The organism is Pseudomonas sp. LTR0, assembly GCF_036630035.1.
In the GTDB taxonomy this organism is placed as follows: domain Bacteria; phylum Pseudomonadota; class Gammaproteobacteria; order Pseudomonadales; family Pseudomonadaceae; genus Aquipseudomonas; species Aquipseudomonas putida_Y.
The window spans coordinates 2,672,265-2,697,004 of the sequence record NZ_CP123734.1; the positions used below are offsets into that span (position 1 = coordinate 2,672,265).

Here is a 24,740-nt window from a genome sequence, read left to right on the forward strand (position 1 = left end):
GTTGGGCCGCGCATTGTAATGGTTTCCGCGAGGCTGACCAGCTCGCGGACCCATACCAACTGCTGCAAGCCCGCGCTATTTGAAGCCGGTGACCGCGTGGGGAACGTAAGGGGCCTGCAAGCGCGCCACCTCGTCCTCGCTCAGCTGCAGTGACAGTGCGCCCAGGGCATCGTCCAGGTGGGCGGGCTTCGAGGCGCCGACGATAGGGGCACTAACGCCGGCCTTACCCAGTACCCAGGCCAGCGCAACCTGGGCCATCGGCACACCCCGTTCGCTGGCGATCTGCTCGACCACATCGATTACCCGGCCGTCCTCCACCTCGGTCTTTTCATAGAACGACTGCCCGGACACGTCGGTGCGCGTGCGCTCGGTCTGCTGCCCATGCGGCCGGGTCAGGCGGCCGCGCGCCATGGGGCTCCAAGGCATCAGGCCGACGCCTTGATCCAGGCACAGCGGAATCATCTCTCGCTCTTCTTCGCGGTAGATAAGGTTGAGGTAGTTCTGCATCGACACAAAGCGGCTCCAGCCGTGGCTGGCGGCTACCTGTTGCGCCTTGGCGAACTGCCAGGCATACATCGACGATGCGCCGATGTAGCGCGCCTTGCCGGCCTTGACCACATCATGCAGGGCTTCCATGGTTTCCTCGATGGGGGTGTGGTAGTCCCAGCGGTGGATCTGGTAGAGGTCGACGTAGTCTGTGCCCAGGCGGCTGAGGCTGGCGTCGATGTTGGCCATGATCGCCTTGCGTGACAAGCCTTGCTCATTGGGCCGGCTGGCGCCTTCCCACATGTTGGCAGGGAAGAACACCTTGGTGGCGATCACGGTTTCTTCGCGGCGGGTAAACTCCTTCAGGAGTTTGCCGAGGATGATTTCCGAAGTGCCGGCGGAATAGCTGTTGGCAGTGTCGAAGAAGTTGATACCTTGCTCGACGGCGTGGCGAATGATTGGCCGGCTGGCGTCTTCGCCCAAGGTCCAGGGGTGAGTGCCGGCGTCGGGTTCACCGAAGGTCATGCAGCCCAGGCACAGCCTTGAAATGTCCAGCCCGGTGCTACCCAGCTTTACGTACTGCATCGTCGTCTCCTTCAAGGGCGTGAGTGATGGAGTTAGCCTAACGCTGGCAGGCTTGGGCGAAAATTCCGTATTGATGCAGGCGCCATCTGCAAGAATTCACAAGCGTAGCATCGGCCGCACCTGCTGCTGAAGGAAGTCGGTAACCGCCTTGATCCGTGGTGTGGCGCGCACATCTTCATGCACTGCCAGCCAGATTTCGATGCTCATGGTCTGTTCGGCGGTGCCTGCTTCCTTCAGGCCGTGTTCCTGTGCCATGAACGCGGGCAGGCAGGCAATGCCGATGCCGCCGGCACAGGCTTGGGCCTGGATGCGCAGGTCATTGCTGTGCAATGCGAAAGGCTGCTGGCCGGCCTGGAGGTTGAGCCATAGCTGTTGTGGTGAACGGGCCTGGGACTCGTCGTAGCCGATGTAGCGCCTTGCCGTTGCGCTGGCCAGGTAACCGGGCGACGCGTACAGCCGGTAATCCAGGTGCCCCAGCAGGCTGACCACCAGAGTTGGCTCTGTCGGCCTGGCCAGGGCGATGCTGATGTCCGCTTCGCGGCGTGCCAGGGATGCCTTGGATTTGCTGCCTACCAGTTTCAGGCGCAGCTGTGGGTAGCGCTGGTAGAGCTCGCCCAGGCGCCGGGCGACGATACTGCCCAGCAGCGCCGGTGGTGCCGAGAGCACCACTTCTCCTTCCACTGCCTGTTGGCCGGCGCTGGCGAAATGCTCCAGGGCAAAAGAGGACATGGCCATCTGCTCGGCGAGTTCCGCCACACGCTGGCCTTCGTGGGTGAGGACATAGGCGCGGGGGCGCCGGTCGACCAGCTTGAGCTTGAGCGACGCTTCGAGCGAGGCGATGCGCCGGGCCACGGTGGCGTGGTCGACACCCAGGGTCTTGGCGGCGGCCGACAGCGAGCCGGCCGAGCTGAAGGCGGAGAAATGGCGCAGGTCTTCCCAATCGAACATGAATGACTCGGCAGTGGCGGGTGCATAACGGGGTAGGGTAACCCTTTATGACCAGGCCGGCTTCAATGCCCGCCTTTCATCCGCCGCGCCACCAGGTAGATGCCCAGGCCAGCCAGCGCAGTCGCGGCGCCGATGTACCCGGTGCTGGTCCAGCCCGTACCAGCAGTAATCGCCATGCCTCCCAGCCATGGCCCCAGGGCATTGGCCAGGTTGAACGCCGCATGGTTCGACGCCGCTGCCAGGCTTGGCGCTTCATGGGCAATGTCCATGAGGCGAATTTGTAGCGGTGCCGCCAGGGCGATCATGGTGCCCACCAGGCCGATGCCCAGCAGCAGGCTCCACAGCGCCTGGGCGGCGAAGGTAAAGAACAGCAATACGGCAATCGACCACATCAGTACCAGCCCCACAGCGCGGAACTGCAGGCGGTCGAACAGCTTGCCGCCTGCGATGTTGCCAACGATGCCGCCCATGCCGAACGCCGCCAGCCCGAACGGAATCCACTGTGGCGACACCTGGGTCACTTGCAGCATGGTCGGTGCCAGGTAGCTGAACACGCAGAACATGCCGGCAAAACCGATCGAAGCGATGGCCAGCGCCATCCATACCTGTGGGAGGGCAAAGGCCTGTAGCTCCTTGCGCGGGTCGCTGCGAGTTTCGTCGTGGCGCTGGGGCACGAAACGCCAGACCAGGGCGATGGTGCACAGGGCGATCGCGCCGACTAGCACGAATGCCGAACGCCAGCCGAAGTACTGGCCCAGGAAGGTGGCAACCGGGTTGCCGAGCAACATGGCCAAGGTCAGTCCCATCATCACCCGGGCAACGGCCCCCGCGCGCTGATCCTTGGCGACCATGCTTGAGGCCACCACTGCGGCAATGCCGAAGTAGGCGCCGTGGGGCAGGCCGCTGATGAAGCGGAATGCGACCAGGCCACCGAACGCGGGGGCAAAGGCAGTGGCCAGGTTGCCCACGGCATACAGCAGCATCAACAGCAGCAGCATGTGCTTGCGCAGCAGTTTGGCACCGAGAATGGCCAGCGTCGGGGCGCCAACCATCACCCCCAGCGCATAGGCGCTGATGGCATGGCCCACCTGCGGCTCGCTCAACTGCAAATTGCTGGCAATGTCGGGCATCAGGCCCATGATGGCGAATTCGCCGGTGCCGATGGCAAAGCTGCCCAGTGCCATGGCGGCTTCCATCTTGGCGACGGTGCTTTTACTGGGTAGCGGGGGGCGTTCCTGGACTGACATCTGTATCCCTATTGAAACATGCTGAAACGTTCAAGGCGGGATGATAGTCAATCGATGGCAGCAACGTCGAGGACGCTGCCCCTGACAGGCCCTTAGCGTTCCAGGTAATGCGTCTGTGCAGCAAAGTCGATGAACCGCTTGCTGGCCAGCGACAGGTATTCCCCCGAGCGCCAGCACAAGCGGAAACTCATCTGCTGTGCTGGCCGGAACGGCACGCCGACGATGCCTGGCGTGCGTTGCTGCACCGAGCGCAGCAGGGTCGCCACCCCCATGTTGTCCAGCGCGGCCTGCACCACCAGCGAGACGAAGTTGCTCTGTAGCGCCACCTGATAAGTGATGCCATGTTCGGCGAAGAACGCATCCAGAAGATGGCGTTGAACGAAGGTGCGATCAAACACCACCATGTCGGTATTGCGCAGGTCTTCGGCGGTGAGGAAGGCTTTGCCGGCATAGGGGTGATCAGGGTGCATGCACGCCAGCATCTCGTCGCTGCCCAGCAGGATCGACTCCTTGTCGGGCGGCACACGCCGGGACTCCAGCAGCGCCAGGTCGATTTCCCGTTGCTCCAGGCGGTGGCCAATGTCCTCGGCACTGCCTTCGAACACGGTCATCGCAATGCCCGGGTACAGCTGGCGGAAGGCGTTCATCAACCCGGGGACATAGTGCAGGCCGAACATCGGCGGAATACCCAGGCGTACTTCACCACGCTTGAGGTCGGCCATGTCGCGCAGTTCTTGTCGGGCAATGTCCATTTCGCGCAGGGCGGAGGCAATGCGCGGCAAGAACTGCTCGCCCTCTGCCGTGAGAATCACTTTGCGCGTGGTGCGGTTGAACAGGGTTACCCCCAGTTCTTCTTCCAGCCGGGTAACGGCCATGCTCAGCGCTGGCTGGGCGATGTGCAGGTGCTGCGCGGCCTTGGTGAAGCTGCCTTGGCGGACGATTTCGACACAGCAGCGCAATGCCTTGAGGTTCATTGAGGGGTGCTACCTTTCATGCGAGATGCATTTATAACGAACTGTGATGCTAAGCATCATAACAATATATTTATTATTATTAACCAGAGGGCCTACGATGCGCGCCACTGAGACATCCTGCAACATCTCAGTCACGCAGTTTAATAAATCTGCAATCCCACAAAGATTTTGAGGTAGTACCCCAAATGGCCAAGGCCGCCGATGTCGTTGTGCAATGCCTGGAAAATGAAGGTGTCGAGTATGTATTCGGCATCCCCGGCGAGGAAAACCTCGACCTGCTCGAATCCCTGCGCAAGTCGAAGATCAAGCTGGTACTGACCCGTCACGAGCAGTCTGCAGGTTTCATGGCTGCCACCTACGGTCGCTTGACCGGCAAGACCGGCGTCAGCCTGTCGACCCTCGGCCCTGGTGCCACCAACCTCGTGACCGCCAGCGCCTACGCCTACCTGGGCGGCATGCCGATGATGATGATCACCGGGCAGAAGCCGATCAAGAAGTCCAAGCAGGGTCGCTTCCAGATCATTGACGTGTGCGGCATGATGGACCCCATCACCAAGTACACCCACCAGTTCGCCTCGGCCGACAACATCCCGGCCCGCATGCGCGAAGCCTTCCGCCTGGCCGAAGAAGAAAAGCCGGGTGCGGTGCACCTGGAGCTGCCGGAAGACATCGCCGCCGAGCAGACCGACGCGCTGCCGATCCCGCGCAGCCTGCACCGCCGCCCGCTGGCCGAGCACGTGGCCATCGAAGCCGCTGTAGAAAAACTGCAGAACGCGCGTAACCCGATCCTGGTGATCGGTGCCGGCGCCAACCGCAAGATGACCGCCAAGGTCCTCAAGCAACTGATCGACAAGACCGGCATCCCGTTCATCACCACCCAAATGGGTAAAGGTGTGGTCGACGAGCGCCACCCGCGCTTCTTGGGTAACGCTGCCCTGTCGTCCGGTGACTTCGTTCACCGCGCCATCGAAGCGGCTGACCTGATCATCAACATCGGCCACGACGTTATCGAAAAGCCGCCGTTCTTCATGGTCCGTGGCGGCACCGAAGTCATCCACATCAGCTTCCGCTCTGCCGAAGTCGATGCCGTGTACTTCCCGCAGGTGGAAGTGATCGGCGACATCGCCAATGCCGTGTGGCAGATCAGCGAAGCGCTGAATGACACTTCGCACTGGGACTTCACCCGCCTGATGGCCATCCGTGAAGCCAACGAAGCACAGATCGCCGAAGGCGCCGACGACGACCGCTTCCCGGTCTACCCACAGCGCATGGTTGCTGACATCCGTCGTGTATTGCCATCCGAAGGCATCGTCGCCCTGGACAACGGCATCTACAAGATCTGGTTCGCCCGCAACTACAAGGCGCACAAGCCGAACACCGTGCTGCTGGACAACGCCCTGGCGACCATGGGCGCCGGTCTGCCATCGGCAATGGCTGCGCACCTGGTGCACCCGGACCGCCCGGTAATCTCGGTGTGCGGCGACGGCGGCTTCATGATGAACAGCCAGGAACTGGAAACTGCAGTACGTCTGGGCATGCACATCACCGTGGTGATCCTGCGTGACGACGGCTACGGCATGATCCGCTGGAAGCAGGCCAACATGGGCTTCACCGATTTCGGCCTGGACTACGGCAACCCGGACTTCGTCAAGTATGCCGAAGCCTACGGCGCCAACGGCCACCGCGTGGAAAGTGCCGAAGGGCTGCTGCCGCTGCTGGAGCACTGCATCAAGACCCCGGGCGTGCACGTGATCGACTGCCCGGTCGATTACAGCGAGAACGACCGCATCCTCAACAGCGAGCTGCGTGAGCGCGCGCTGGCGGTGTAAGCCCTGACAGGTCGGCGCCGTCCTTTTTCAGGGGCGGCATTGTGCTGCGAAGAGGCCCGTATAGCTGACAGTGATATGTCGGCTTTACGGGCTTTTTCATGGCACAAGGCTGCCTCTGTATCCCACTCACCGCAGATCAAGCAGGCCTTGCAGGCTGGCCAGAATGGCATTGGCGTCGTAAGGCTTGCGCGCGACGGGCACATGCTGCAAATGCTCGGGAATGCTGATGCCTTCGCCATAGCCGGTGGCAAAGAGGAACGGGACCTGCCGGCGAACCAGTTCATCCGCTACGGAAATGGAGGTTCCGGTGCCCAGGTTGACATCCAGTATTGCCGCGTCCGGTTTGTGGCTGCCAAGCAGTTGCATGGCTTGGTCCTCGGAACTGGCGGTGATCACGTCCTTGATTTGCGCATCATTGAGGATTTGCTCCAGGCCTACTGCAATCACCAGTTGATCCTCGAGTATCAGCACACGCAAGCCCGAGCACGCTGAAAAGGCACCGTTTGCATGGGCCAGAGGCGTGGCCGGGAGAGCGGTCTCTGCCGCTTCGGCTACGGAAAGGTGCTTGGCCGGGATTCTGAAAAAGCCTTGCAGGCCTTCGGGGTGATATTCCACCGTGCTGGTGCCACCCAGGTCGAACGGGATGCTGCGGTCGATCAGCACCGTGCCGAAGCCGCTGCGGTTGGGCGGGCGTACCGTTGGCCCACCACTTTCACGCCAACTGATGGCACAGGCGTGGGTGGCGTCGATTGCCCAGCTCACCGAAAGCTTGCCGCCGGCCCGCGATAGCGCACCATACTTGGCCGCGTTGGTGGCCAGTTCGTGCAGCACCAGCGCCATGACCGAGTACGCGCGCGCATCGAGGATGACGTTCGGGCCCTGCAATTCGATCACGCTGGCAGCCGTGCGATAGGGCGAAAGCTCGGCCTCCAGCAGATTCGTCAGGCGCCCGCCACCGTCACCACGCACCACCTGGTCGTGGGCCAACGACAATGCCTGGATACGCCCTTTCAGCGTTGCCACATAGTCCTGCAGGGTCTGGCTCTCCGGGGTCGGATGGGCAACCAGCGCACCAATCAGCGACAGGATGTTCTTGACCCTGTGGTTGAGCTCTTCGTTGAGCATGCGCTGGCGCACTTCAGCCTTGGCGCGTTCACTGGCGAGCAGCTCGCTGTTGTGCAGCACCACTTCAACGATAGCTGTACGGATGGCATCGCCAAACTGGCGGTCCTGCTCGGTCCAGGGTAGCGACTGCTGGTGAACGGTTTCTTTCCAGATGGCGAAGCTTTTGCGTGGCGTCAGGCGATCGCCCAACGCGCCGCTGTCATAGGTTTTGTTCGGGTCCCCGGCCCAGTCGAGTGTCTCGACCACCTCCTTGCGGAAGAAGATCAAGTAATCCCTTGGGTGTTGCGACATCGGGATGATCAGCACACCCGACACATCATTAAAATACGCCTGGGCCGACGGGATCACTGTCGACAGGCGATTGGACGCCCAGATTCGGCCTTCGCTGACCATGTCTGCCAGGCGCAGCAGATCAGGCACGGCCGTTTGGGGCGGCGCCAGCCCTGCGGACGACCAGCGGCCCAGCAGTGACATGCCGATGCCGTCGCAGGGAATCAGCGACATCAACCGGGGCAGGCGTGCATGGAAGAACCCATCGATGTCCGCAGCCTGGTTGGCGTCGCGCAGCATGCTGTCCAGCGCTTTGTGGATGCGCACGGCGGCTTCGAGTTTTTGCCGGCTACGCAGGGTCTCGATATGCAGGGAGAAGAACTCACCGAACATTTCGGCGGCCACACGTTGCCCCATGGCCAGCGTGCGCGGTGCGTAGTGATGGCAGGCAATCATTCCCCACAGCTCGCCGTTGACGATGACCGAAATCGACATCGAGGCGCCCACGCCCATGTTGCACAGGTATTCGCAATGGATCGGCGAGACACTGCGCAGGTGCGCGTAGGACAGGTCGAGCGGTTCGCCCGAGGGGTCGAGCACCGGGTTGATGGCGACCGTTTTGAACTGGGCGTCGGAGATTACCCGGATCGGGTTGCGCAGGTAGAGCGCGCGGGCTTGCTGGGGGATATCGGAGGCCGGGAAGTACTGGCCCATGAAGCTTTCGAGGTCGCCACGCTTGGCCTCGGCAACCACCTTGCCGGCGCCGTCTGCTCCCAGCTGGTAGATCATTACCCGGTCGTAACCGAGCACCGCCCTGACAAAACGGGCGGCATCGCGGAACAGCTTGCTGGTCTGGTCGATTTCGCGTAGTTGGGCAATCAGCGTGCGCGCCAGCTCGATCGGTTCGGCGATGCTCGCGCCAGCGGGCTCGAATTCGAGGATTGCCGTGCCTTTGTACAAGTGGGCGGCGATGTCGACGGCCTCGCCGTTGGGCAGCGTCACGCCGAAACTGAGCGCGGGCCGCGAGGCGTCCCGGGTACGGGCTAGTGCATTGCGAAGCGTATGCGCGACCTCGTCGCCCAGCACCGCGTGCAGTTTCTGACCATTGATATCGTTTGGTACACCCAGCACTTGTGGGGCGTTGACCGAATGGCGCAGCACCACGGTCGCTGAGGCATCACAGGCCAGCAGGCAGCCATGGGGCTGGATGCTCCCGGGAATCTGGATGGGCTCCCGGTCGCAGTTGGTCAGGTTAACTTGGGGGTTGTAGGTCATTGGCCCGTGCCTGTGGGTAAGGGGAGGCGGGCAGCAGGTCCGCCATCGTGCGTCAGCCTAGCAGGCATTGCACGCCTTGGGGATGGCGGGCCGCTCCAGTCCAGGGCAGTGCGCTGCTGCTGATGAGTCAGCTTTGGAGTACAGATGTGCTCTTGTCGAGAATCGCTTGAAGGCAAGCTGCGATCAATGGTCTCATCCCGCGCTTGAGCCAACTGGTATTGCAAGATGAACCGCCCACTGTTTATTTCCATCGATGGGCCCAAGGGTACCGGCAAGACCACGCTGCTGGAGGCCGTCACTCAAGCCTTGCGGCTGGAGGGGAACAAGGTGATCCGCCTCTGCGAAAGAAAGAATGACCCTCACCGGGGCGAGACCATGGCCTTGGTCAACCAGCTTTCCAGAAGCCCTTGCCAGGACCTTGAGTTCAAGGTTTGCGAGTGCTTCGCTGAAAGCCGCGCCTGGATTTCCCGGCATGTACTGCCCAGGCAGCCCGCTGACAGCATCATCCTGATTGATCGCTGGTACCCCTCTGACGCTGCGTTTCGCCGCACTGTGCCGTTTGACAAGATCCTGCGCCTGAACCTCGAACGGAACGTGCAAGTACCCGATCTGCATGTCGGTGTGGTCACAACGCCTGAAACCTCATGGGCAAGGGCCGCGGCGCGCACACGTGGGCTGGGCAGTACGGTGATCCATAACCTGGATGAACAGGTTGCCTGTACCGAGGCGTTCGAGCGTGCAGTTACAGAGCAAGGCTGGGTGCTGTGCCGCAATGAAGGGACTGTCGACGAGGCAACGCGGCAGGTCGTTCGCGAGATTCAGGGCGTGCTTCGACACCTCTGAGGCAGGGGTGAATACTGCCTTTGCAGGTATCAGGCGCCCTGCCGGTCGATGTCACGGCGCAGGACTACCGACGTGGTGATGTCATCCACCGATTCGTGACGTGCCACGTTGTCGCGTACCTGGTTGAGGTCGTCGATCGTCCGGGTCTCCACTTCAACCACCAGGTCAAGCTGACCGCTCACCGATGAAACCCGTCGCACGCGCGCGTCCGTTGCCAACTGGTCGAGCAGCCCCATGGCAGGCGTGCGCTGCAACGTCACCAGCAAGATGGCGCGTATGACGTTGGCGTCTATTTCGCCGATGTCAGCGCGATAACCGCGAATGATTCCGCTGCGTTCAAGGTTGGCTACCCGCTCGGTGGTGGCGCTTCTGGAAAGGCCTATGCGGCCGGCTAGTGCCTTGAGCGCAATGCGCGCGTCCTTTGACAGTACCTCAAGAATCTCACGATCTTTAGCGTCCAGATCACGCATTCCACCCCCTTGATAAACTTGCCGTCATTATGCCGGTCGGAACCGGCATTATGCCTGTTGCGCCCGACCGTATGCAGGGTGTCCGTTTCGGCTGTGCATGACAAGCTATTGCAAAAACAATTCGCGCGCTCGGAACCTGATGATATGACAGACCTTTCCCACCCGGCACCTCGGTTTTCGGCAAGCGATGCAGAGGGCCTTGCAAAAGATTTCTTCAATGTCACCGGCACTGCAACGCCCTTGGATGGGGAACGTGATCGCAATTACCGGCTGGATACGGGCGTAGATGCAGGCTGGATACTGAAAATCGTCAATGCCAGCGAGCCCAGGGTAGAAAGCGAGTTTCAAACCGCGCTACTCGATCACTTGGCCGTGCATGGCGCGCATTTGGGCGTGCCGCACCTGCGGGCCAGCGTGACTGGCGACTACCTGCCGTCTGTGGCCAGCAGCACCGGTGAAAAGCACGCCGTGCGCCTGGTCAGCTGGCTGGCCGGCACGCCACTTGCCAAGGCCAGTCGTTCCATGGCGCTGATGAGAAACTTCGGCCAGGCACTCGGTGAACTTGACCGTGCCCTGCAAGGCTTCATGCACCCGGGCGCAGTCCGCGACCTGGACTGGGACTTACGCCACGCTGCGCGTTCCCGCTCGCGGCTGCACTGCATCAAGGACCCTGATCGCCGGGCCATTGCCGAGCGCTTCATCGCCCGGTTCGAACAGGCTGTACAGCCGAAGCTGGCGTCCCTTCGGGCCCAGGTGATCCACAACGACGCCAACGACTGGAACATCCTGGTCGATGCCGAAACGGCCGGTAACGTGACTGGCTTCATCGATTTTGGCGATGCCGTGCACACCGTTCTGATTGCCGAGGTAGCGATCGCCAGCGCCTACGCCATTCTCGACATGGACGACCCGATCGGCGCTGCGGCTGCGCTGGTGGCCGGCTTCCATGAGAAGTACCCGTTGCAAGCGCAAGAGCTTGATGTGTTGTTCAACCTGATAGCCATGCGCTTGGTCATCAGCGTCACGTTCTCCGCTTCCCGGCAGGACCAGACCGACGACAACCCTTACCTGGCGATCAGTGAAGCGCCTGCCTGGCGCCTGCTGGAGCAGCTTGATTCGATGAACCCACGGTTGGCCACCGGCATTCTGCGCAAGGCCTGTGGTTTCGATGCCATCGAAGGTGCGGGGGAGGTCCGCCGCTGGATTGCCGACAACCACAAGTCGTTTGCCGACCTGGTGCGCCCGTCAGCGGCCATTCTCGACAAGGTGATCGCGCCGTTTGGCGATGCCAGCCATGAGATGACCATCGCCTCGGCCCAGCAGCGCCCGGCAGATGCGACGCGGTGGTGGAATGAATTCTCTGCCGCGCACAAGGTGGCGCTGGCCATCGGACCATGGGGCGAGATACGTGCCATCTATACCGACAGCGCCTTCGAGTCTCGCTTCATCAAGGGGCAGCACCGTACCCTGCATATCGGGGTAGACCTGGTGATGCCAGCGGGTACCCCGTTGTACGCACCGATCGCCGGCACCGTCAGAAGCGTCGAGGTCGAGCCAGGCCCGCTGGGTTATGGCGGCCTGGTGATGCTCGAGCATACCCCACCCGGTTGCCCGCCATTTTTGACGCTGTGGGGGCACATGGCCCACGAGGCGCTCAGCCGTTTGAAGGCCGGTGACAAGCTTGAAGCTGGCGACCTGGTCGGCTACATGGGCAGCGATCACGAGAACGGCGGCTGGATTCCCCACCTGCATCTGCAGGTGGTCACTGATACCCGGCTGAGCGCGCACGAGGTCATTGGCGTGGGTGAGCCAGCGTACCGCGACGCGTGGGCCGACCTGTTCCCCGATGCTTCGGCCCTGGCCGGTATCCCGCCAGAGACCTACAGCCAGCAGGGGATGACCAAGGCCCAGATCATTACCAGGCGCAAGGAACTGCTGCTCCCTAACCTGTCCATTTCGTACACCGATCCGATCAAGTTCGTGCGCGGGGATGGCGTATGGCTGATCGACAACTTCGGGCGGGCCTACCTGGACTGCTTCAACAACGTCTGCCACCTGGGCCATAGTCATCCCGACGTGGTCGAGGCCCTGACCCGCCAGGCTGCGCTGCTCAACACCAATACCCGCTACCTGCACGACAATATCGTCGAATACGCCGAACGCCTGACCGGCACTTTGCCAAAGGGCCTTTGCGTAGCGTCCTTTGGCTGCTCGGGGAGTGAGGCCAACAGCCTGATGCTGCGTATGGCGCGCAATTACACAGGCAGTGATCAGGCGATCGTGCTGGACTGGGCCTACCACGGCACCACGCAGGAACTGATTGATCTGAGCCCTTACAAGTACAAGCGCAAGGCGGGTAAGGGCAGGGCGGCGCATGTTTACGAGGCCGTAGTCCCGGACAGCTACTACGCCCCCGAGCACTGGCCCGTGGAAGCGCACGGCAAGCGCTTTGCCGAGTCGGTGGCAGAGCAGCTGGATGCCATGCGCAAGGCAGGCAAGCGCCCCGGTTTTTTCATTGCCGAGTCGATCCCGAGCGTGGCGGGGCAGGTGTTTTTGCCCGAACACTACCTCAAGGAGGTGTACGCCATGGTGCGAGCCGAAGGTGGGCTGTGCCTGGCCGATGAGGTTCAGGTCGGGTTTGGCCGGGTCGGCAGCCACTGGTGGGCATTCGAGACCCAGGGCGTGGTCCCGGATGCCGTCAGCATGGGCAAACCCATTGGTAACGGCCACCCGATGTCGGCGGTAGTGACCACGCGCGAGGTTGCCGATGCTTTCAACAACGGCATGGAGTATTTCAACACCTTCGCCGGTAACCCAGTGTCATGTGCGGTAGGCCTGGCGGTGCTGGATGCAATCGAGCGCGACCAGTTGAAAGAAAACGCCTTGAATGTCGGCCATTACCTGCTCGATGGTTTGCGCACGCTTCAGCAGCAGTTCGAGGTGATTGGTGATGTGCGCGGGTTGGGCCTGTTTCTCGGCGTCGTGCTGGTTACCGACCGCCAGTCGAAGGCGCCAGCCACGGCCCTGGCCAGAAAAGTGGCGGATGGCGCCCGGGAGCGTGGCGTGTTGATCGGCACCGAAGGCCCGCATGACAACGTGCTGAAAATGCGGCCCTCGATGATTTTCAGCCGGGCCAATGCGGACTTTCTTCTCGAGGTGCTGAAAGACAGCTTCATCGCGGCGCTGAAATAGCGTTTCAGGGCGAGCAGGGCGTGTCCATGAGCACGCCCTGCGTCGCGCCTGTCTGGCGCTCTGGGCAAGTTTGCCAGATTCAAGCCCCTCTGATGCCCAGGCCTTCGCGAGCCTGGCCATGCAGGCCGGATGCTTCTGGCAATGCCGTGACCTTGATCGCTCGCACCGGTACGGCGAACCTTGCGCCGATTTTCGAAAACCGCTCCAGCAGCCTGAAGTTGATCGCCTGCTGAATGTCCATGTACAGGTTGTAGCCTGGGTCCTGGACGATGTAGACACACTCGAACTCCAGCGCCTCTTTGCCGAAGCCGCGCAGGTGAGCGCGATCGAAACGCGCCTGCTCCTGGGCCTTGATGGCGTCTTCTACGATGCCTGGCGCTTTCTTCACAGCCTCGGTTGGCGTGTCGTAGGAAAGCCCGAACTCGAACACGATGCGACGCTCTTGCAAGCGCTTGTAATTCTGGATCGTGCTGCTGATCATGCTGGCGTTGGCCATGACGATCTGTTCGCCACCAAGGCTGCGGATGCGTGTGGTTTTGAGGCCGACGTGCTCAACGGTGCCCGCCAGGGGCCCAATGACGATGAAGTCACCGATCTCGAACGGCTTGTCCACGGCGATCGACAACGAAGCGAACAGGTCGCCGAGGATATTCTGCACAGCCAGCGCCACCGCGATGCCGCCCACGCCAAGGCTGGCGACGAAGGCGGTGATGTTCACCCCCAGGTTCGACAGCATCGCCAGCACCACCACAGACCACAGCAGTACCCGCGCGCCCCAGGCCGAAAGGGTAGCCAGCGCGCTGCCCTGGTTCAGGCCGTCGGTACGGTGGCGGGCGAAGTAGCGGCTCAGGCCCAGGCCGATGGCGCGGTTGGCCCACAGGCCAATCTGCAGGGCCGCGACCACGAACCACAGGCTGCTGACCCTGCTCAGCCAGCGCTCGGGCAGGTCGAGCATGCTCAATCCCACCAGCAATGAGGCCAGCAACAACAGAAAGTTGCTGGTGCCGGAAAGCACCTTGGCCATTACCTGGCTCAATGGGCCTTCGTGTTCGGACCACCGCCGTATCCGGCGTATCAGGAAACTGATTGCGGCACGGGCGACCATGAAGGTCACGATGGCGACTGTCAGCGCCACCAGCAGATTGAGAATGGAGATGCCAAATACGGTGGTGTCGCTGAAAAACGCGATGATGCGGTCGTTCATGAGTACCTCGCCTCTGGGTTGATTTGCCAAGGTGCTTTCTTGGGACGTCAAAGAGGCGCTACAGGTCGATCGGATTTCACCGCGCGGGGCAGGCGGAGTCAGTCTCGGTACATTTTTTCAATAACCGCAACAGTTTGTTCAGCATTGGCACGACTTGCGGGGTTCGATTGCCAACGCACGCTTGCCGCAACGGCTGCAGGCCCATGCCAACCTGCACCTGTTCGACGATGCCGTGCGCACGCTGCGCCCAGCGCCGGGTGAGACTGCGGCCCAGGACCCTGCATAGCAACTCCCTGGATAGGCTAGTGCTGCTTGCGCAATGCTTCCTGCTCCGGTTCGGCGACCGTGACCCGGTTACGGCCCGATACCTTGGAAAGGTACATGGCGCTGTCTGCGCTGCTGAGCAAGGCGCTGAGCTCAGTGGCAGGGGCCTTCGCGAACGCTAAACCTATGCTTGCGGTGACCGGGTGTTGCTCATTTACACGCAGTTTGGCTATCAGGGCCCGCAGGCGCTCGGCAACCTCGATGGCCGTGGCTAACGGTGTATTGGGCAGCAGGATGGCGAACTCCTCGCCGCCCAGCCTGCCGGCAATGTCGTTGTCACGCAGGCTGGCACTGATCACTGCACCGATGCGCTGCAGCACCTGGTCGCCTGCGGCATGCCCGAACGTGTCGTTGATCTGTTTGAAATGGTCGACGTCCAGCATCAACACGGCCATGAATGCACCTGCGTCCTTGCACCGGGCGTGTTGCGTCGACGCGTTGTCGAAAAAAGCACGTCGGTTGTTCAGGCCAGTCAGTTCGTCCGTGCACGAGGCCACCATGGCCAGCCGATGCGCGCGTTGCATTTCGTGTTTCAGGCGCCAGGCCGTCGTCAATGCAGAGGACAGGCTTTGCGTCGCGCTGACCACGAACCAGGCGAATACCAATACCGCCAAGGCTATCCCTTGTTGCAGCGTGGAAGGTTGCAGCAGTAGCCAGCCCGTAGAAGGCAGCAAGACCAGGCCCATCGACACCAGGGTCATGTTGCGGTAAGAGGAGTAGCACGACACCGCGCTGACAGACATCCCGACGGCAAACAGCATGATCAGCGTCTGCCCCAGCGCGTCGTCGGCGGGCATTACGGCAAATGCGCCCCAACCCCAGATAGCCGCCGAAAGCATCAGCGTGACCCAGTAACGCCACTCCCAGCGTTCGGCCGTACGCAGGTTGGCCGGTGCTCGCAGATAGGCCAAGAACATGGCGGCACGCACGCCGGTCGACAGGCCCAATAACGTCATCCAGACGATGACCCTTTGCTGGTCGAAACGCTCCCAGCCCAACCAGCACAGCATTATGGCGGCCAGGAAGCTGCCAAGCACCGCAGGCGCCGACTGGACGAACAGCTGTTCGAGCCGATCCGTCCGTACGGAGCGCGCTATTTCATCGCGGGGATCAAGGTTTGTCATGGCTGGTGACGCCACTCGTGACCGGTAGCGGATACCGGTACTTTGACGGCGCCCTGGAAAAGCCTCCTGGCGTTCACATGTGATGCCCTTCGCCATGTTTGATTGCTGGATTCAGAAAGCGTTGCGGTAGGTAGTGGCAGTGCAGAACTGGCTATCACCACGGCTACGGCACCTGCGACGTTTTCCGCATTTCATGTCGTTGCGCGGATCCCTTCCTTGGCCGAAGGCCAGGTTTCCCTCGCAAGTTCCGTATCACGAACATAGCCTGTTTTCCGGCAATTCGAAAGCCAATCGATCGCGACGGCCAACAAGTGGTCGAGCAAGCCAAGGCAGCTTAGGGCGTTGCCCGAACCACTGGCGCCGACCAACGTGCAGGCTTTCAAAAATCGAACGTCACGCCGGCATACAGTGCACGACCGTCACCCGGGGAGTGGAGGGAGGCATCCGCACCATCCGGGTCGTACCACACGTACTCGTAGTAGCGGTTGGTGAGGTTCTTAAATTGCAGGTCGACACTCATCGTTTCGTTGACCTTGTAGGTCGCGCCAAGATTCGTGAGCACGTAACCGCCATACCGGCCCTGGGTATTCTCGCGTTCCAGGTAGTAGTTGGTCTGGCCATTGATCCAGGCCGTCAATTGCAGGGCAGGGGTGGCCTGGTAGCTGATGCCGGTGTTCCACAGATGGTGTGGCACGTGATCGATTTCCTGGCCCTTGCTGCCTGGTAACGCGCTGCTGGGCTCAAGGATCTTGGAGTACTGCCAGGAGTAGGACATCCACACCTCGGTGCGTTCGTCCGGGTGCAGGTTGACCTGCAGGTCGTAGCCCCAGCGGCGTGTTTCGCCGACGTTGTCCGACTCGCCGCTGGGGTCGTTCAGGCGACGGCTCACTTCGCCAGAGGCGTCCTGACGCCAATAGGCCACGCGGCCATCGACCCAGCTGGCCGGGGTGAACTTGATGCCAGTTTCCCAGCCTTCGTTGATAGAAGGGTCCAGGTCCTCGTTGCGCGGCGGCACCTTGTAGGCTGCGGCGCCCGTCCCGACCTGGAAGGTGCGGCCCCAGTTGGCGTAAACGCTGGCGAACTTCCACGGCGAATAGACAATGCTGAGCTTGGGCTGCTTGATCAGCCCGTAGTCGTTGATGTCGGAGTCCTGCCCGGTCATCTTGTTGGTGAAGTCACCACTGATTTTGTCCACCCGGTAGGCCGGCACGATCTTCAGCGACTCGAACGGCTCGATCTCCGCCTGCACATAGGCACCGACCGTGTTGAAGTCGAAGTCCTGGTCGCGTGTCTGCGCCTGGCGTACACGCTCCACGGTGCGGTAGCGTTCGCTGCGGTTCTGTTGCTTCTGCACATCGCTGCCACCTTCCAGCGCAAAGGCGTGCAGCCAGTCCACCTGTGGCCGCCAGGTCAGCGAGGTGATGGCACCGTACTGGTCCTCGTAGGTATCGCGCTCCTGCTGTGAACTGGTGCGCCAGTACTGCGTCCAGCGACGGTCGTCATAGGTGTTGAGGTAGGTCTTGGCTGACCAGGACAGCGTTTCGGCCAGGTCGGTGTCGAAGTGCACGCTGACCTGGTTCATTCGCCGCGTGCCTTTGTCCGTGGCGTTGTAGTCATTGCTCATGCGCGGATGATGGCGGGCGTCATCCTCGGTCAGGTAGCCGGCCTCCTGGGCTTCGGACTCGTAGTGGCGGGCGATCAGGCCAAGGCGGTAGCTGCCATCGTCAGGGGTATAGAACCACTTGCCGCCGAAACTGTAGCGTTCGGTGTCGGCATGGTCGCGGTAGCCGTCGACCTGCTGGCGGGCGAAGAAGTAGTTCTGCGTCCAGTTGCTGGTCTCGATGCCCTTGGCCAGTTGCACCTCGCGGGTGTTGAAGCTGCCGTAGCGCAGGCGCGCCTTGTTGTAGTTGCCGCCGGTGCGGGTGTTGATGTTGACGTTACCGGCGATGTTGTTCAGGCCATAGCGCGGGTCGCTGGTGCCGCGCACCACTTCGATGCTGTCGATGTCCATGGGGAACACCGAGTCGATGAAGGGCATGTTGCCGTCATTGGTATTGCTGGGAATACCATCGATCAACAGTTTCACGGCGTTGACCTCGCCTTCGCCATTGAAGCCGCGGAACGAAAGCTTGCCGGAGGTGGTGCCTTGGTTGAACTCGGTGAGCATCACCCCCGGTGCCCGGCGGAACAGCTCCCAGCTGTAGGCAACCGGCATCTCCTCGAGGATGTCACCGCCCAGAATATCCACCGAACTGAGCACGCTGGTCGTCGCCAAGGGGCCGCTATTGGTGCCGGTCACATTGACCGCGCCGAGGGTGAGTACCGAGTTTTCGGCAGGCAGTGTTTCAGCGATGGCAAGTGACAGCGGGTTGAGGCCGAACAAGGCGAGCACGGGCAGTACGGCGCATGCGGTACAACGGAACGCAGGCATGTGTGGTTTCCTGGCAAAAACGGTCGGGCAAGGTCAGGCGTCGTGCAGCGCACGCCATGACCACAAGACAGCAGCGACGGTTCAGGCCAGGGGTGAGGCGCGGGGGTTCAGCCGAGGCCACTGTTCTCGTGGCAGCGGCAAGGCATGACGGTCTCCCAGTAGAAGGTCGGCCGGCCAGTAGCGGGGGAACAGATGGCGGTAGTAATCACCGCCTGCCAAGGCATGGCCGGCATGGCCACAACAGCAGTCACCACTCTGGTGCTTGGGTTCAGGGGAATGGTCGAGTTGCGACAGGTCTGCCTTGAGCTGGGTCAACACTGACTTGGGCAGGCTCTGGGCACCGTGAATGCTGCAGAAACTGCCGAGAATCAACGACTGGCTGTCGAGGCGAGGTGATTGCAAGGCACGATCGAGCGGCATCGCCAGCAGGTTGAACAGCAGGGCGAAGCAGGCGAACAGACAAAGATGTGCGCGAGCACGTGAAAGCATGAGTCACCCGAACGAATATGGCGCGCATTAAGCCGCATCCGTTGCCGGCTGTACAAGTTCCGTGGTGCGCCATTTTGTCGCGGGCGTACCACGCTGAGGGCTCAACGACTGCGCATGCAGGCGGCCATCATGAACGTTCGGCTCAGGTTTTTTGTTGGAATGCAGCGTCCAAGAGAGTGGTTATCCCTTCCGGTCTTTTACTCTTGGCAGGGTTCTCATCGGGCCAAACAAAAGCCGGGGCGTATTACCGTCCCGGCTTTTGTTTTTCAGAGAACAGCGACAATCGCTTAGGCCGCAGCCAAACACGAAAGGCGCCCGGTCGGTGTCATCAGTAGCGCCACAGCACAGCGACTTCCAGGCTGCGCGGCTCACCCAGGTAGTACTGGGTGTTGGTCTGGTGGATGAAACGGGCATATACCTCGTCGGTGAGGTTGCGCAGCCGCGCGCTGACTTGCACGTGTTTGTCCAGGTCGTGGGTCATGGACAGCCCGTAGACGGTGTAGGACGGTACCCATGCGGTGTTGGCGGTGTTGGCGTACACCGATGAGACGTAGCGGGCATCGGCCCCGACCTGCCAGCCGGGCGCCAGGTCGTAGGTCAACCAGAGGTTGGCCACGCGCTCGGGGATGTTGACCGGGTTCTTGCCCTTGCGCGAGTACACCACGCCGCTGATGGTCTCGTTGAACTCATCGTATTCGGCATTTACCCAACTGAAGTTGCCTGCCGCCAGCAGCTTGGGCGTGACCTTGAACGAGGCTGCCAGCTCGATGCCGGTGGAGGTCTGCTGGCCCGCCTGCTCGGTGGTGTTCGGCACGGTCGAGGAGGGCACGGAGATATCCTTGCGCACGATGCGATACGCCGCTGCCGTGGCCGAGCCGCGGCCGTCGAGGAAGTCGAACTTGCTGCCTACTTCGACCTGACGGCCGGTGCTCAGGCCGAAGTCGCCGACCTGGTTGATCGAGGCGCTGGTCAGGGTACCGCCTGGTGGTTCGGCCGAGGTACTGTATTGGGTGTACAGGCTGACGTTGGAGGTCAGCTCATAGACCAGGCCCAGGCGACCGGTGATGGCGTCCCAGCGTCGGTCGAGCCTGGCTCGCGCCACATGGTCGACCACGTCGAAGTCGATATGGTCGTAGCGCAGTGCGGTGATCAATGACAGCTGATCGGTCAGGCGGGTACGGTTCTCGACGAAGGCCGAGGTGGTGTCGGTGGTGGTGGTTCTGCCCTTGGTTATGGGCGCGTCCATACCGGGGATATCGAGGAAGTGCCCGGGTTCGAAGCCGTTCGGGTCAACCGTGTCGAACGCCCCCTTGGACAGCGGGTAGTTGGTTTGCTGGTTGGTGCTGTAGTCCATGCCGAACGCCCAGTCGCTGGCCAGGCCGAACAACTGGCCCTGGTGGGTCAGCTCAAGCCTGTCGCCGTTGACCTCCTGGTCGTGCCGCTGGCGATAGCCGCCCGAGCGAGCGATGGCGCTGTTGTCGGCGTTGTAGCGATACACTTCGAGATTGCGGTAATCGCGCTGGCCGTTGTAGTGGTAGAAGGTGTTACGCAGTTGGGTGTTGTCGTCGAAGCGGTAGTCGGTGATCGAGCGCAGCCACCGGGTGCGCTGCTCGTAGCGACCGTCTTCGACGTTGTAGTTGTTGAAACGGTTGTGCTTGTCGATGTGCAAGGTACCGACCAGTGGCTGCAATACCGGTGTGCCCCAGTAGGGGCTGTCCTCTTGCTCTTCCAGGTATTCGATGGCCAGCGTGTGCGAGAGCTGATCGTTGATGTCGCTAAGCAGCGAGAAAGCCAGATTGCCGGCCCCATTCTCCTGCCGATCGATATAGCCGTTGGTGCTGGTGCGGCTGTAGTCGAGGCGCGCATAGTGGCGCGGGCCGTCGCCCGTGTTCAGCGCCTTGTTGAAGGCGACCGACGTTTCCATGGTGTCGTAGCGTGCATAACTGACGCGCCCTTCGAAGGTGTCTTCGTCACGGCTTGCCAGCCGGGTGATGAAATTGAGGCTGCCACCGACAGCGCCGCTGCCGTTGAGGAATGAGGATGGCCCGCCGAGCAATTCGACGCGGTCGTAGATCCAGGCGCCCACCGGGCGCGCCGCGCCGCCATACTGCAAATTGATGCCATTGAACAACTGGCTGATCTGGGCACCGTTGAACCCTCGGTACGACACATACCCCCCCCAGCCGGGCGGAGCCGAGGCGTTAACCCCGGGCAGTGCATTGGCGACGTCCTGGAAGTTACGTGCGCCAATGCGCTCCATGGTCTTGCGATCGGCAACGCTGACGGAAGCGGGGTTCTCCCTGGCGCTGAGGTTCAGCCGCGAGCCGCTTTCGATGGGGCGATCAAGGTCAAGGCGGGTTGCCTCCGTGGGTTGATTGGCTGTGGCCGTGACATTGCTGGCCGGCAGGGTCAGGGTGTCATCCTGCGCCCAGGCACAGGTTGCGCTGCCAACGAGCAGCGCCAAAGTGGTCATGCGGAACATGCAAGGCTTCCTGGCTGAAATCGGTGAGCACACGCCCGCTGCCGATCAGGCGGCACGGGGACGTGGCGATGTCAGAACGCGAGAAGCGAAGCAGGAGAGGCGCGGGGATTGACCAGTGGCCAACGCTGCTTGGGCAGGCGTGGTGGAGGTTGGTTGGGTAAGGGGCTGCCCGGCTCGCCGGCGAGCAAGGTCAGCAGGCCAAAAAATACGGCCAGCAGCGTGGCGCTGAACAGGCTGGCGATCACGCAGTCACCGCCGGCAGGCAGGGCCGGATCGCTTAAGTCTTGCTCACCTTGGTACATGCCGCTGCTGTCAGCCGTGCACCAAGCGGCATCATCCATGCCAGCCAGGCGCAACCCGGCCATTTGCCCATGGCCCATGGCGCACAACAACGAGCCGAACAGGATGCTGAAATACAGCACCCAGGCGACCTGTGATCGTGTGTGGTGGGCCAGCTTCATGACGGGACTCGGCGTGACAACGGAATGATCAGGTTTGGAGTTGGCGACGGATTCTACATCTTCTGAAGCATCTGAACAGGGGGACTTTTCAAGCGCGAATATTCAATCGGGTACAGGCGCACGAGACTTAGTGGACACCTATGAGTTCGGCAGCAAGCGCGCGGAGTTCGTCCTTGTCCTGTTGAAGCACAAGCCCACTGCCCGCGTGTGCAAGCAATCGCGCGGCATGCCGGCTGCAGGCGGGCCGAAATGCATGGGGGTTGATGTGCGCCAGGCTGACAAGGGCTTTGATCAAGCGCAGATTGACCTCGTGCAAAGCTGCGCCGTCCCGGCTGATCGGTGCAAAGAAATCGTCAAACAGGTCATCCGCCACCAGTGCACGCACATAGACCTGCGCGCATTCGTTATCCGTACTCTGCGCCACGGGATGCAGTTTCCCCCAACACGTCAAGCACCGAATGCCGCGCCCAATGATGTCGATGGCTGTACCGGGATCATTTACCGCAGGGGACAGCGCTCGCGAGGCAATCTCGGACAACACCGAAAGCCCGAAGCGCGGGTCATGCTCGAACGTTCTCCTGAGGCCGATGCTCAAGGCAGCGAAAATATCGATGTCCAGCGCGCCATTGTCATCGAGCGGCTCACCGTTCACGGCCAAGGCCCGCGCAACCACCATACCCTCATGGACAAAGGTGCCAGGCAGGACTTCGAGATAAATTCGAATCTTGGTGTCCGTCGCAATCCTGTTTAGCGTAAGGACATCGATGTGCTGTACATAGCCTGTCTGGCCGCTTTTCACTTCATGGGCTGCCCCAGCAAGCTTGAGGTCAGGCGGGTAGGCTGCACCGCCCAGATAGGGGTGTTCAACACGCTGCTCGATGGCTTTGATCACAGCTTTTTCGACACGGTCGATCGTCTCGCCCACGCGCCCTAGTTTGGAGAGGTGATCAATCCAGCGCAGCAAGGTGTAAATGATCAGGACCACAACCGCAATCGTCACGGTGAAAAGCACTACACGACCTTGTGTACCGTAGGCTCCGGTGCTCAGTGCAATGATACCGACGAGGCTGAAGAGAAAGGACCCGATGAAGGTCGCCAGAGCGTTCTGGGTCGTGGCGTCCTCCATGACCAACGAAGTGGCGCGCGGGGTTACGCCACTGCTGGCGGCACTGTAGGCCGAGACCATTGTACTCAGCGAAAACGTTGTGACGGCCAGCATGCTCGAGGCGATGATACCCAATATCTTGTCAACCGCATCTGCACCGATACGGGCAGGCAAGGTGACGGGAACCGCATCCTTGAGCACCACGGCCACCAACGCCGTAACCACCCCCAACAGGGAGAAAAGCGTTGCCCTGAACCAGAGACGCTTGGCAATTCTCGTAGCCAACCAACGCCAGCGAGCTATCATGAAGTCCTCCTTTTTGCCGAGAGTGTAGGCCCTTAGGGGAAGTTGCAGTTATTCATAAGCTGTTCCTTCAAAACCTCCACAGCTTTAGGCCTTCTGGGGGTGGACTTGTAAAGCAGGACGACCTGGCGCATGTAGCTGTCAGCCTCCGACACGGGTGTTGCATGCACGTCGTCAGTCTTCAATCCCGCCCAGTACGGGACAACAGAAGCCCCCATGCCTTTTGCGACCATGATGTGGATTGCATCTAGCGCATCCAGATTACACAGCACATCGGGCTGCAGGTCATTGTCATTCAGGTATTGCTGTGCAATCTGCCCACCCCAGGCATTTGAGTCATATCGAATCAGGTTTCGCCCAAGAATCGTCGAGCGGACGTCGCTTTTGTCAATGGGGTCTTTGGTCAAAAGCATCAGGGGTTCTTCTCGAAGCACCTGCATACGCAAGGTTTTGGGGACGGTGAAGGGCGGACATACCATGATTCCCGCATCAAGCTCTCCGGAAGCCACGTGTTCGTAAAGACTGCGCGAGTCCCCCGGGGTGATGCGTAGCCTCAATTGCGGAGCAATGGTTGATAGCTGGTTCATGGCCTCCGGCAATATGCCTGTCAACGCGGTAGAAATCGCGCCAATCTTGAGATACCCGGACAGGTTGCTGGTGTCCAGATCCTCCTTTAGCTCTGCTGCCCCCTGGATCAGATCTCGAATCTTCTGCAGCAACGACAGGCATTTCTCGGTCGGTTCGACAGCGTGTGCGCTTCGGATCAGGAGTTCGCACGCCAGTGACTTCTCGAGTGCTTGTATACGTTGGCTGACTGCAGGTGCTGTCAGGTTTTCCCGTCGAGCAGCCGCTGCAATCGAGCCAGTTTCTATTACCGCAATCAGGCTTTCGAGAAATCGAGTGTCCAAAACATTTCCTTTCGCTGAGAGATGGAAAAATGCGCTTTAGCACTTGCGCGAGGCTACGCTAACCTCCCCAAAAGTTCTATCAGAAACCAAATAGGGTAGTTATGAAATCGTTATTTCATGTTTCATATCATGTTACAGATCTCGAAGCATCGCGTAACTTCTACGGTAACATTCTCGGCTGCAAAGAAGGCCGCACGAGTGAAACTTATGTGGATTACGACTTCTTCGGCCACCAGATTTCGCTTCACAAAGGTGTGCCTTTTCCCACTACCCGTACCGGCAAAGTCGGCGATCATGAAGTGCTGATGCCGCATATCGGCTTGGTGCTGCATCTGGATGACTGGTTCGCGATGGCAGACCGCCTGGCGTTTCATGGTGTGCAGTTCGACATACCGCCGGTTGTACGATTCCCTGGCCAACCTGGGGAGCAGCGAACGATGTTTTTCCTGGACCCCAGTGGCAACCCGATCGAGATCAAAGGGTTCAAGGACTTTGAAGGTGTTTTTGCCACCTGATTGGCAAAAACGTCCGGGACGCTCCCCCGCTTTGTCTGCATGAAGTAAGAGGCGTGTATCGGTAAGTGGCCACTCAATAAAAATAACAGGTTCCAACGATGTGTTTGGCATTTTTGCCGGCCAATGTACAGTCCAAATTATAATAACTGG

Annotated in this window: 19 protein-coding genes; 5 read left to right on the forward strand and 14 right to left on the reverse strand. The window is 61.0% G+C overall.

The window, feature by feature from the left end; translation table 11 throughout:
- Positions 1–75: 75 nt before the first annotated feature.
- The 4 genes from QCL51_RS12285 to QCL51_RS12300 form a co-directional block, all read right to left on the reverse strand.
- Positions 76–1,071: an aldo/keto reductase gene (locus tag QCL51_RS12285; RefSeq protein ID WP_021783797.1), complete on the reverse strand. Its 996-nt coding sequence runs from the start codon at positions 1,069–1,071 to the stop codon at positions 76–78.
- Positions 1,072–1,167: 96 nt separating this feature from the next.
- Complete coding sequence (locus tag QCL51_RS12290; RefSeq protein WP_103470404.1) at positions 1,168–2,019, reverse strand: LysR family transcriptional regulator; 852 nt, start codon at positions 2,017–2,019, stop codon at positions 1,168–1,170.
- A 62-nt stretch (positions 2,020–2,081) separates the two neighbouring features.
- Positions 2,082–3,266 carry an MFS transporter gene (locus tag QCL51_RS12295; RefSeq protein WP_103444438.1) on the reverse strand — a complete coding sequence of 395 codons (1,185 nt, stop codon included), beginning with the start codon at positions 3,264–3,266 and terminating at the stop codon, positions 2,082–2,084.
- 92 nt (positions 3,267–3,358) lie between these two features.
- Positions 3,359–4,240: a LysR family transcriptional regulator gene (locus QCL51_RS12300; RefSeq protein ID WP_021783794.1), complete on the reverse strand. Its 882-nt coding sequence runs from the start codon at positions 4,238–4,240 to the stop codon at positions 3,359–3,361.
- Positions 4,241–4,425: 185 nt separating this feature from the next.
- Here QCL51_RS12300 and QCL51_RS12305 point away from each other — a divergent pair, with 185 nt between their 5' ends.
- On the forward strand, positions 4,426–6,069 hold the full coding sequence (locus QCL51_RS12305; protein ID WP_084850271.1) for an acetolactate synthase large subunit: 1,644 nt from the start codon (positions 4,426–4,428) through the stop codon (positions 6,067–6,069).
- Positions 6,070–6,195: 126 nt separating this feature from the next.
- Here the strand turns inward: QCL51_RS12305 and QCL51_RS12310 are convergent, their stop codons facing one another.
- On the reverse strand, positions 6,196–8,739 hold the full coding sequence (locus QCL51_RS12310) for an HWE histidine kinase domain-containing protein (protein WP_274119434.1): 2,544 nt from the start codon (positions 8,737–8,739) through the stop codon (positions 6,196–6,198).
- 225 nt (positions 8,740–8,964) lie between these two features.
- Here QCL51_RS12310 and QCL51_RS12315 point away from each other — a divergent pair, with 225 nt between their 5' ends.
- Positions 8,965–9,582 (forward strand): dTMP kinase, encoded by a 618-nt coding sequence (locus QCL51_RS12315; RefSeq protein ID WP_338444877.1) that lies wholly within the window; start codon positions 8,965–8,967, stop codon positions 9,580–9,582.
- A 29-nt stretch (positions 9,583–9,611) separates the two neighbouring features.
- Here QCL51_RS12315 and QCL51_RS12320 read toward each other — a convergent pair whose 3' ends face one another.
- Complete coding sequence (locus tag QCL51_RS12320) at positions 9,612–10,052, reverse strand: Lrp/AsnC family transcriptional regulator (RefSeq protein WP_021784634.1); 441 nt, start codon at positions 10,050–10,052, stop codon at positions 9,612–9,614.
- A gap of 144 nt (positions 10,053–10,196) precedes the next feature.
- On the opposite strand from QCL51_RS12320, the gene QCL51_RS12325 reads away from it, so the two are divergent.
- Positions 10,197–13,244: an aminotransferase class III-fold pyridoxal phosphate-dependent enzyme gene (locus QCL51_RS12325; RefSeq protein ID WP_028697421.1), complete on the forward strand. Its 3,048-nt coding sequence runs from the start codon at positions 10,197–10,199 to the stop codon at positions 13,242–13,244.
- Positions 13,245–13,323: 79 nt separating this feature from the next.
- Here QCL51_RS12325 and QCL51_RS12330 read toward each other — a convergent pair whose 3' ends face one another.
- Positions 13,324–14,448 carry a mechanosensitive ion channel family protein gene (locus tag QCL51_RS12330; protein ID WP_021784636.1) on the reverse strand — a complete coding sequence of 375 codons (1,125 nt, stop codon included), beginning with the start codon at positions 14,446–14,448 and terminating at the stop codon, positions 13,324–13,326.
- A gap of 154 nt (positions 14,449–14,602) precedes the next feature.
- On the opposite strand from QCL51_RS12330, the gene QCL51_RS12335 reads away from it, so the two are divergent.
- Entirely contained in the window at positions 14,603–14,734 is a 132-nt protein-coding gene (locus tag QCL51_RS12335; protein WP_021784637.1) for a hypothetical protein, read from the forward strand.
- Between the two features lie 16 nt (positions 14,735–14,750).
- Here QCL51_RS12335 and QCL51_RS12340 read toward each other — a convergent pair whose 3' ends face one another.
- The 7 genes from QCL51_RS12340 to QCL51_RS12370 all read right to left on the reverse strand — a co-directional run bounded on the left by QCL51_RS12340 (position 14,751) and on the right by QCL51_RS12370 (position 24,075).
- On the reverse strand, positions 14,751–15,809 hold the full coding sequence (locus QCL51_RS12340) for a GGDEF domain-containing protein (protein ID WP_028697422.1): 1,059 nt from the start codon (positions 15,807–15,809) through the stop codon (positions 14,751–14,753).
- A 466-nt stretch (positions 15,810–16,275) separates the two neighbouring features.
- Entirely contained in the window at positions 16,276–18,327 is a 2,052-nt protein-coding gene (locus tag QCL51_RS12345; protein ID WP_021784639.1) for a TonB-dependent receptor, read from the reverse strand.
- A gap of 81 nt (positions 18,328–18,408) precedes the next feature.
- Positions 18,409–18,816, reverse strand: coding sequence for a DUF2946 family protein (locus QCL51_RS12350; RefSeq protein ID WP_021784640.1), 408 nt, complete (start codon positions 18,814–18,816; stop codon positions 18,409–18,411).
- A gap of 328 nt (positions 18,817–19,144) precedes the next feature.
- On the reverse strand, positions 19,145–21,298 hold the full coding sequence (locus QCL51_RS12355) for a TonB-dependent receptor (protein ID WP_338444878.1): 2,154 nt from the start codon (positions 21,296–21,298) through the stop codon (positions 19,145–19,147).
- A 71-nt stretch (positions 21,299–21,369) separates the two neighbouring features.
- A complete protein-coding gene (locus QCL51_RS12360) occupies positions 21,370–21,759 on the reverse strand; it encodes a DUF2946 family protein (RefSeq protein ID WP_176684179.1) in 390 nt (129 codons plus the stop codon).
- Positions 21,760–21,886: 127 nt separating this feature from the next.
- Positions 21,887–23,170: a DUF2254 domain-containing protein gene (locus QCL51_RS12365; protein ID WP_274103048.1), complete on the reverse strand. Its 1,284-nt coding sequence runs from the start codon at positions 23,168–23,170 to the stop codon at positions 21,887–21,889.
- Positions 23,171–23,202: 32 nt separating this feature from the next.
- Positions 23,203–24,075 carry a LysR family transcriptional regulator gene (locus tag QCL51_RS12370; protein ID WP_338444879.1) on the reverse strand — a complete coding sequence of 291 codons (873 nt, stop codon included), beginning with the start codon at positions 24,073–24,075 and terminating at the stop codon, positions 23,203–23,205.
- Between the two features lie 101 nt (positions 24,076–24,176).
- On the opposite strand from QCL51_RS12370, the gene QCL51_RS12375 reads away from it, so the two are divergent.
- Positions 24,177–24,590, forward strand: coding sequence for a VOC family protein (locus tag QCL51_RS12375; protein WP_103444420.1), 414 nt, complete (start codon positions 24,177–24,179; stop codon positions 24,588–24,590).
- Positions 24,591–24,740 lie beyond the last annotated feature (150 nt).

What these genes read in the sequence shown, in the direction of transcription:
- QCL51_RS12350 (WP_021784640.1), bottom strand. Translation starts at nt 18,816, where the DNA reads ATGCTTTCACGTGCTCGCGCACATCTTTGTCTGTTCGCCTGCTTCGCC.
- QCL51_RS12325 (WP_028697421.1), top strand. Translation starts at nt 10,197, where the DNA reads ATGACAGACCTTTCCCACCCGGCACCTCGGTTTTCGGCAAGCGATGCA.
- QCL51_RS12360 (WP_176684179.1), bottom strand. Translation starts at nt 21,759, where the DNA reads ATGAAGCTGGCCCACCACACACGATCACAGGTCGCCTGGGTGCTGTAT.
- QCL51_RS12305 (WP_084850271.1), top strand. Translation starts at nt 4,426, where the DNA reads ATGGCCAAGGCCGCCGATGTCGTTGTGCAATGCCTGGAAAATGAAGGT.
- QCL51_RS12310 (WP_274119434.1), bottom strand. Translation starts at nt 8,739, where the DNA reads ATGACCTACAACCCCCAAGTTAACCTGACCAACTGCGACCGGGAGCCC.
- QCL51_RS12285 (WP_021783797.1), bottom strand. Translation starts at nt 1,071, where the DNA reads ATGCAGTACGTAAAGCTGGGTAGCACCGGGCTGGACATTTCAAGGCTG.
- QCL51_RS12345 (WP_021784639.1), bottom strand. Translation starts at nt 18,327, where the DNA reads ATGCCTGCGTTCCGTTGTACCGCATGCGCCGTACTGCCCGTGCTCGCC.
- QCL51_RS12375 (WP_103444420.1), top strand. Translation starts at nt 24,177, where the DNA reads ATGAAATCGTTATTTCATGTTTCATATCATGTTACAGATCTCGAAGCA.
- QCL51_RS12355 (WP_338444878.1), bottom strand. Translation starts at nt 21,298, where the DNA reads ATGTTCCGCATGACCACTTTGGCGCTGCTCGTTGGCAGCGCAACCTGT.
- QCL51_RS12365 (WP_274103048.1), bottom strand. Translation starts at nt 23,170, where the DNA reads ATGATAGCTCGCTGGCGTTGGTTGGCTACGAGAATTGCCAAGCGTCTC.
- QCL51_RS12295 (WP_103444438.1), bottom strand. Translation starts at nt 3,266, where the DNA reads ATGTCAGTCCAGGAACGCCCCCCGCTACCCAGTAAAAGCACCGTCGCC.
- QCL51_RS12330 (WP_021784636.1), bottom strand. Translation starts at nt 14,448, where the DNA reads ATGAACGACCGCATCATCGCGTTTTTCAGCGACACCACCGTATTTGGC.
- QCL51_RS12290 (WP_103470404.1), bottom strand. Translation starts at nt 2,019, where the DNA reads ATGTTCGATTGGGAAGACCTGCGCCATTTCTCCGCCTTCAGCTCGGCC.
- QCL51_RS12300 (WP_021783794.1), bottom strand. Translation starts at nt 4,240, where the DNA reads ATGAACCTCAAGGCATTGCGCTGCTGTGTCGAAATCGTCCGCCAAGGC.
- QCL51_RS12320 (WP_021784634.1), bottom strand. Translation starts at nt 10,052, where the DNA reads ATGCGTGATCTGGACGCTAAAGATCGTGAGATTCTTGAGGTACTGTCA.
- QCL51_RS12315 (WP_338444877.1), top strand. Translation starts at nt 8,965, where the DNA reads ATGAACCGCCCACTGTTTATTTCCATCGATGGGCCCAAGGGTACCGGC.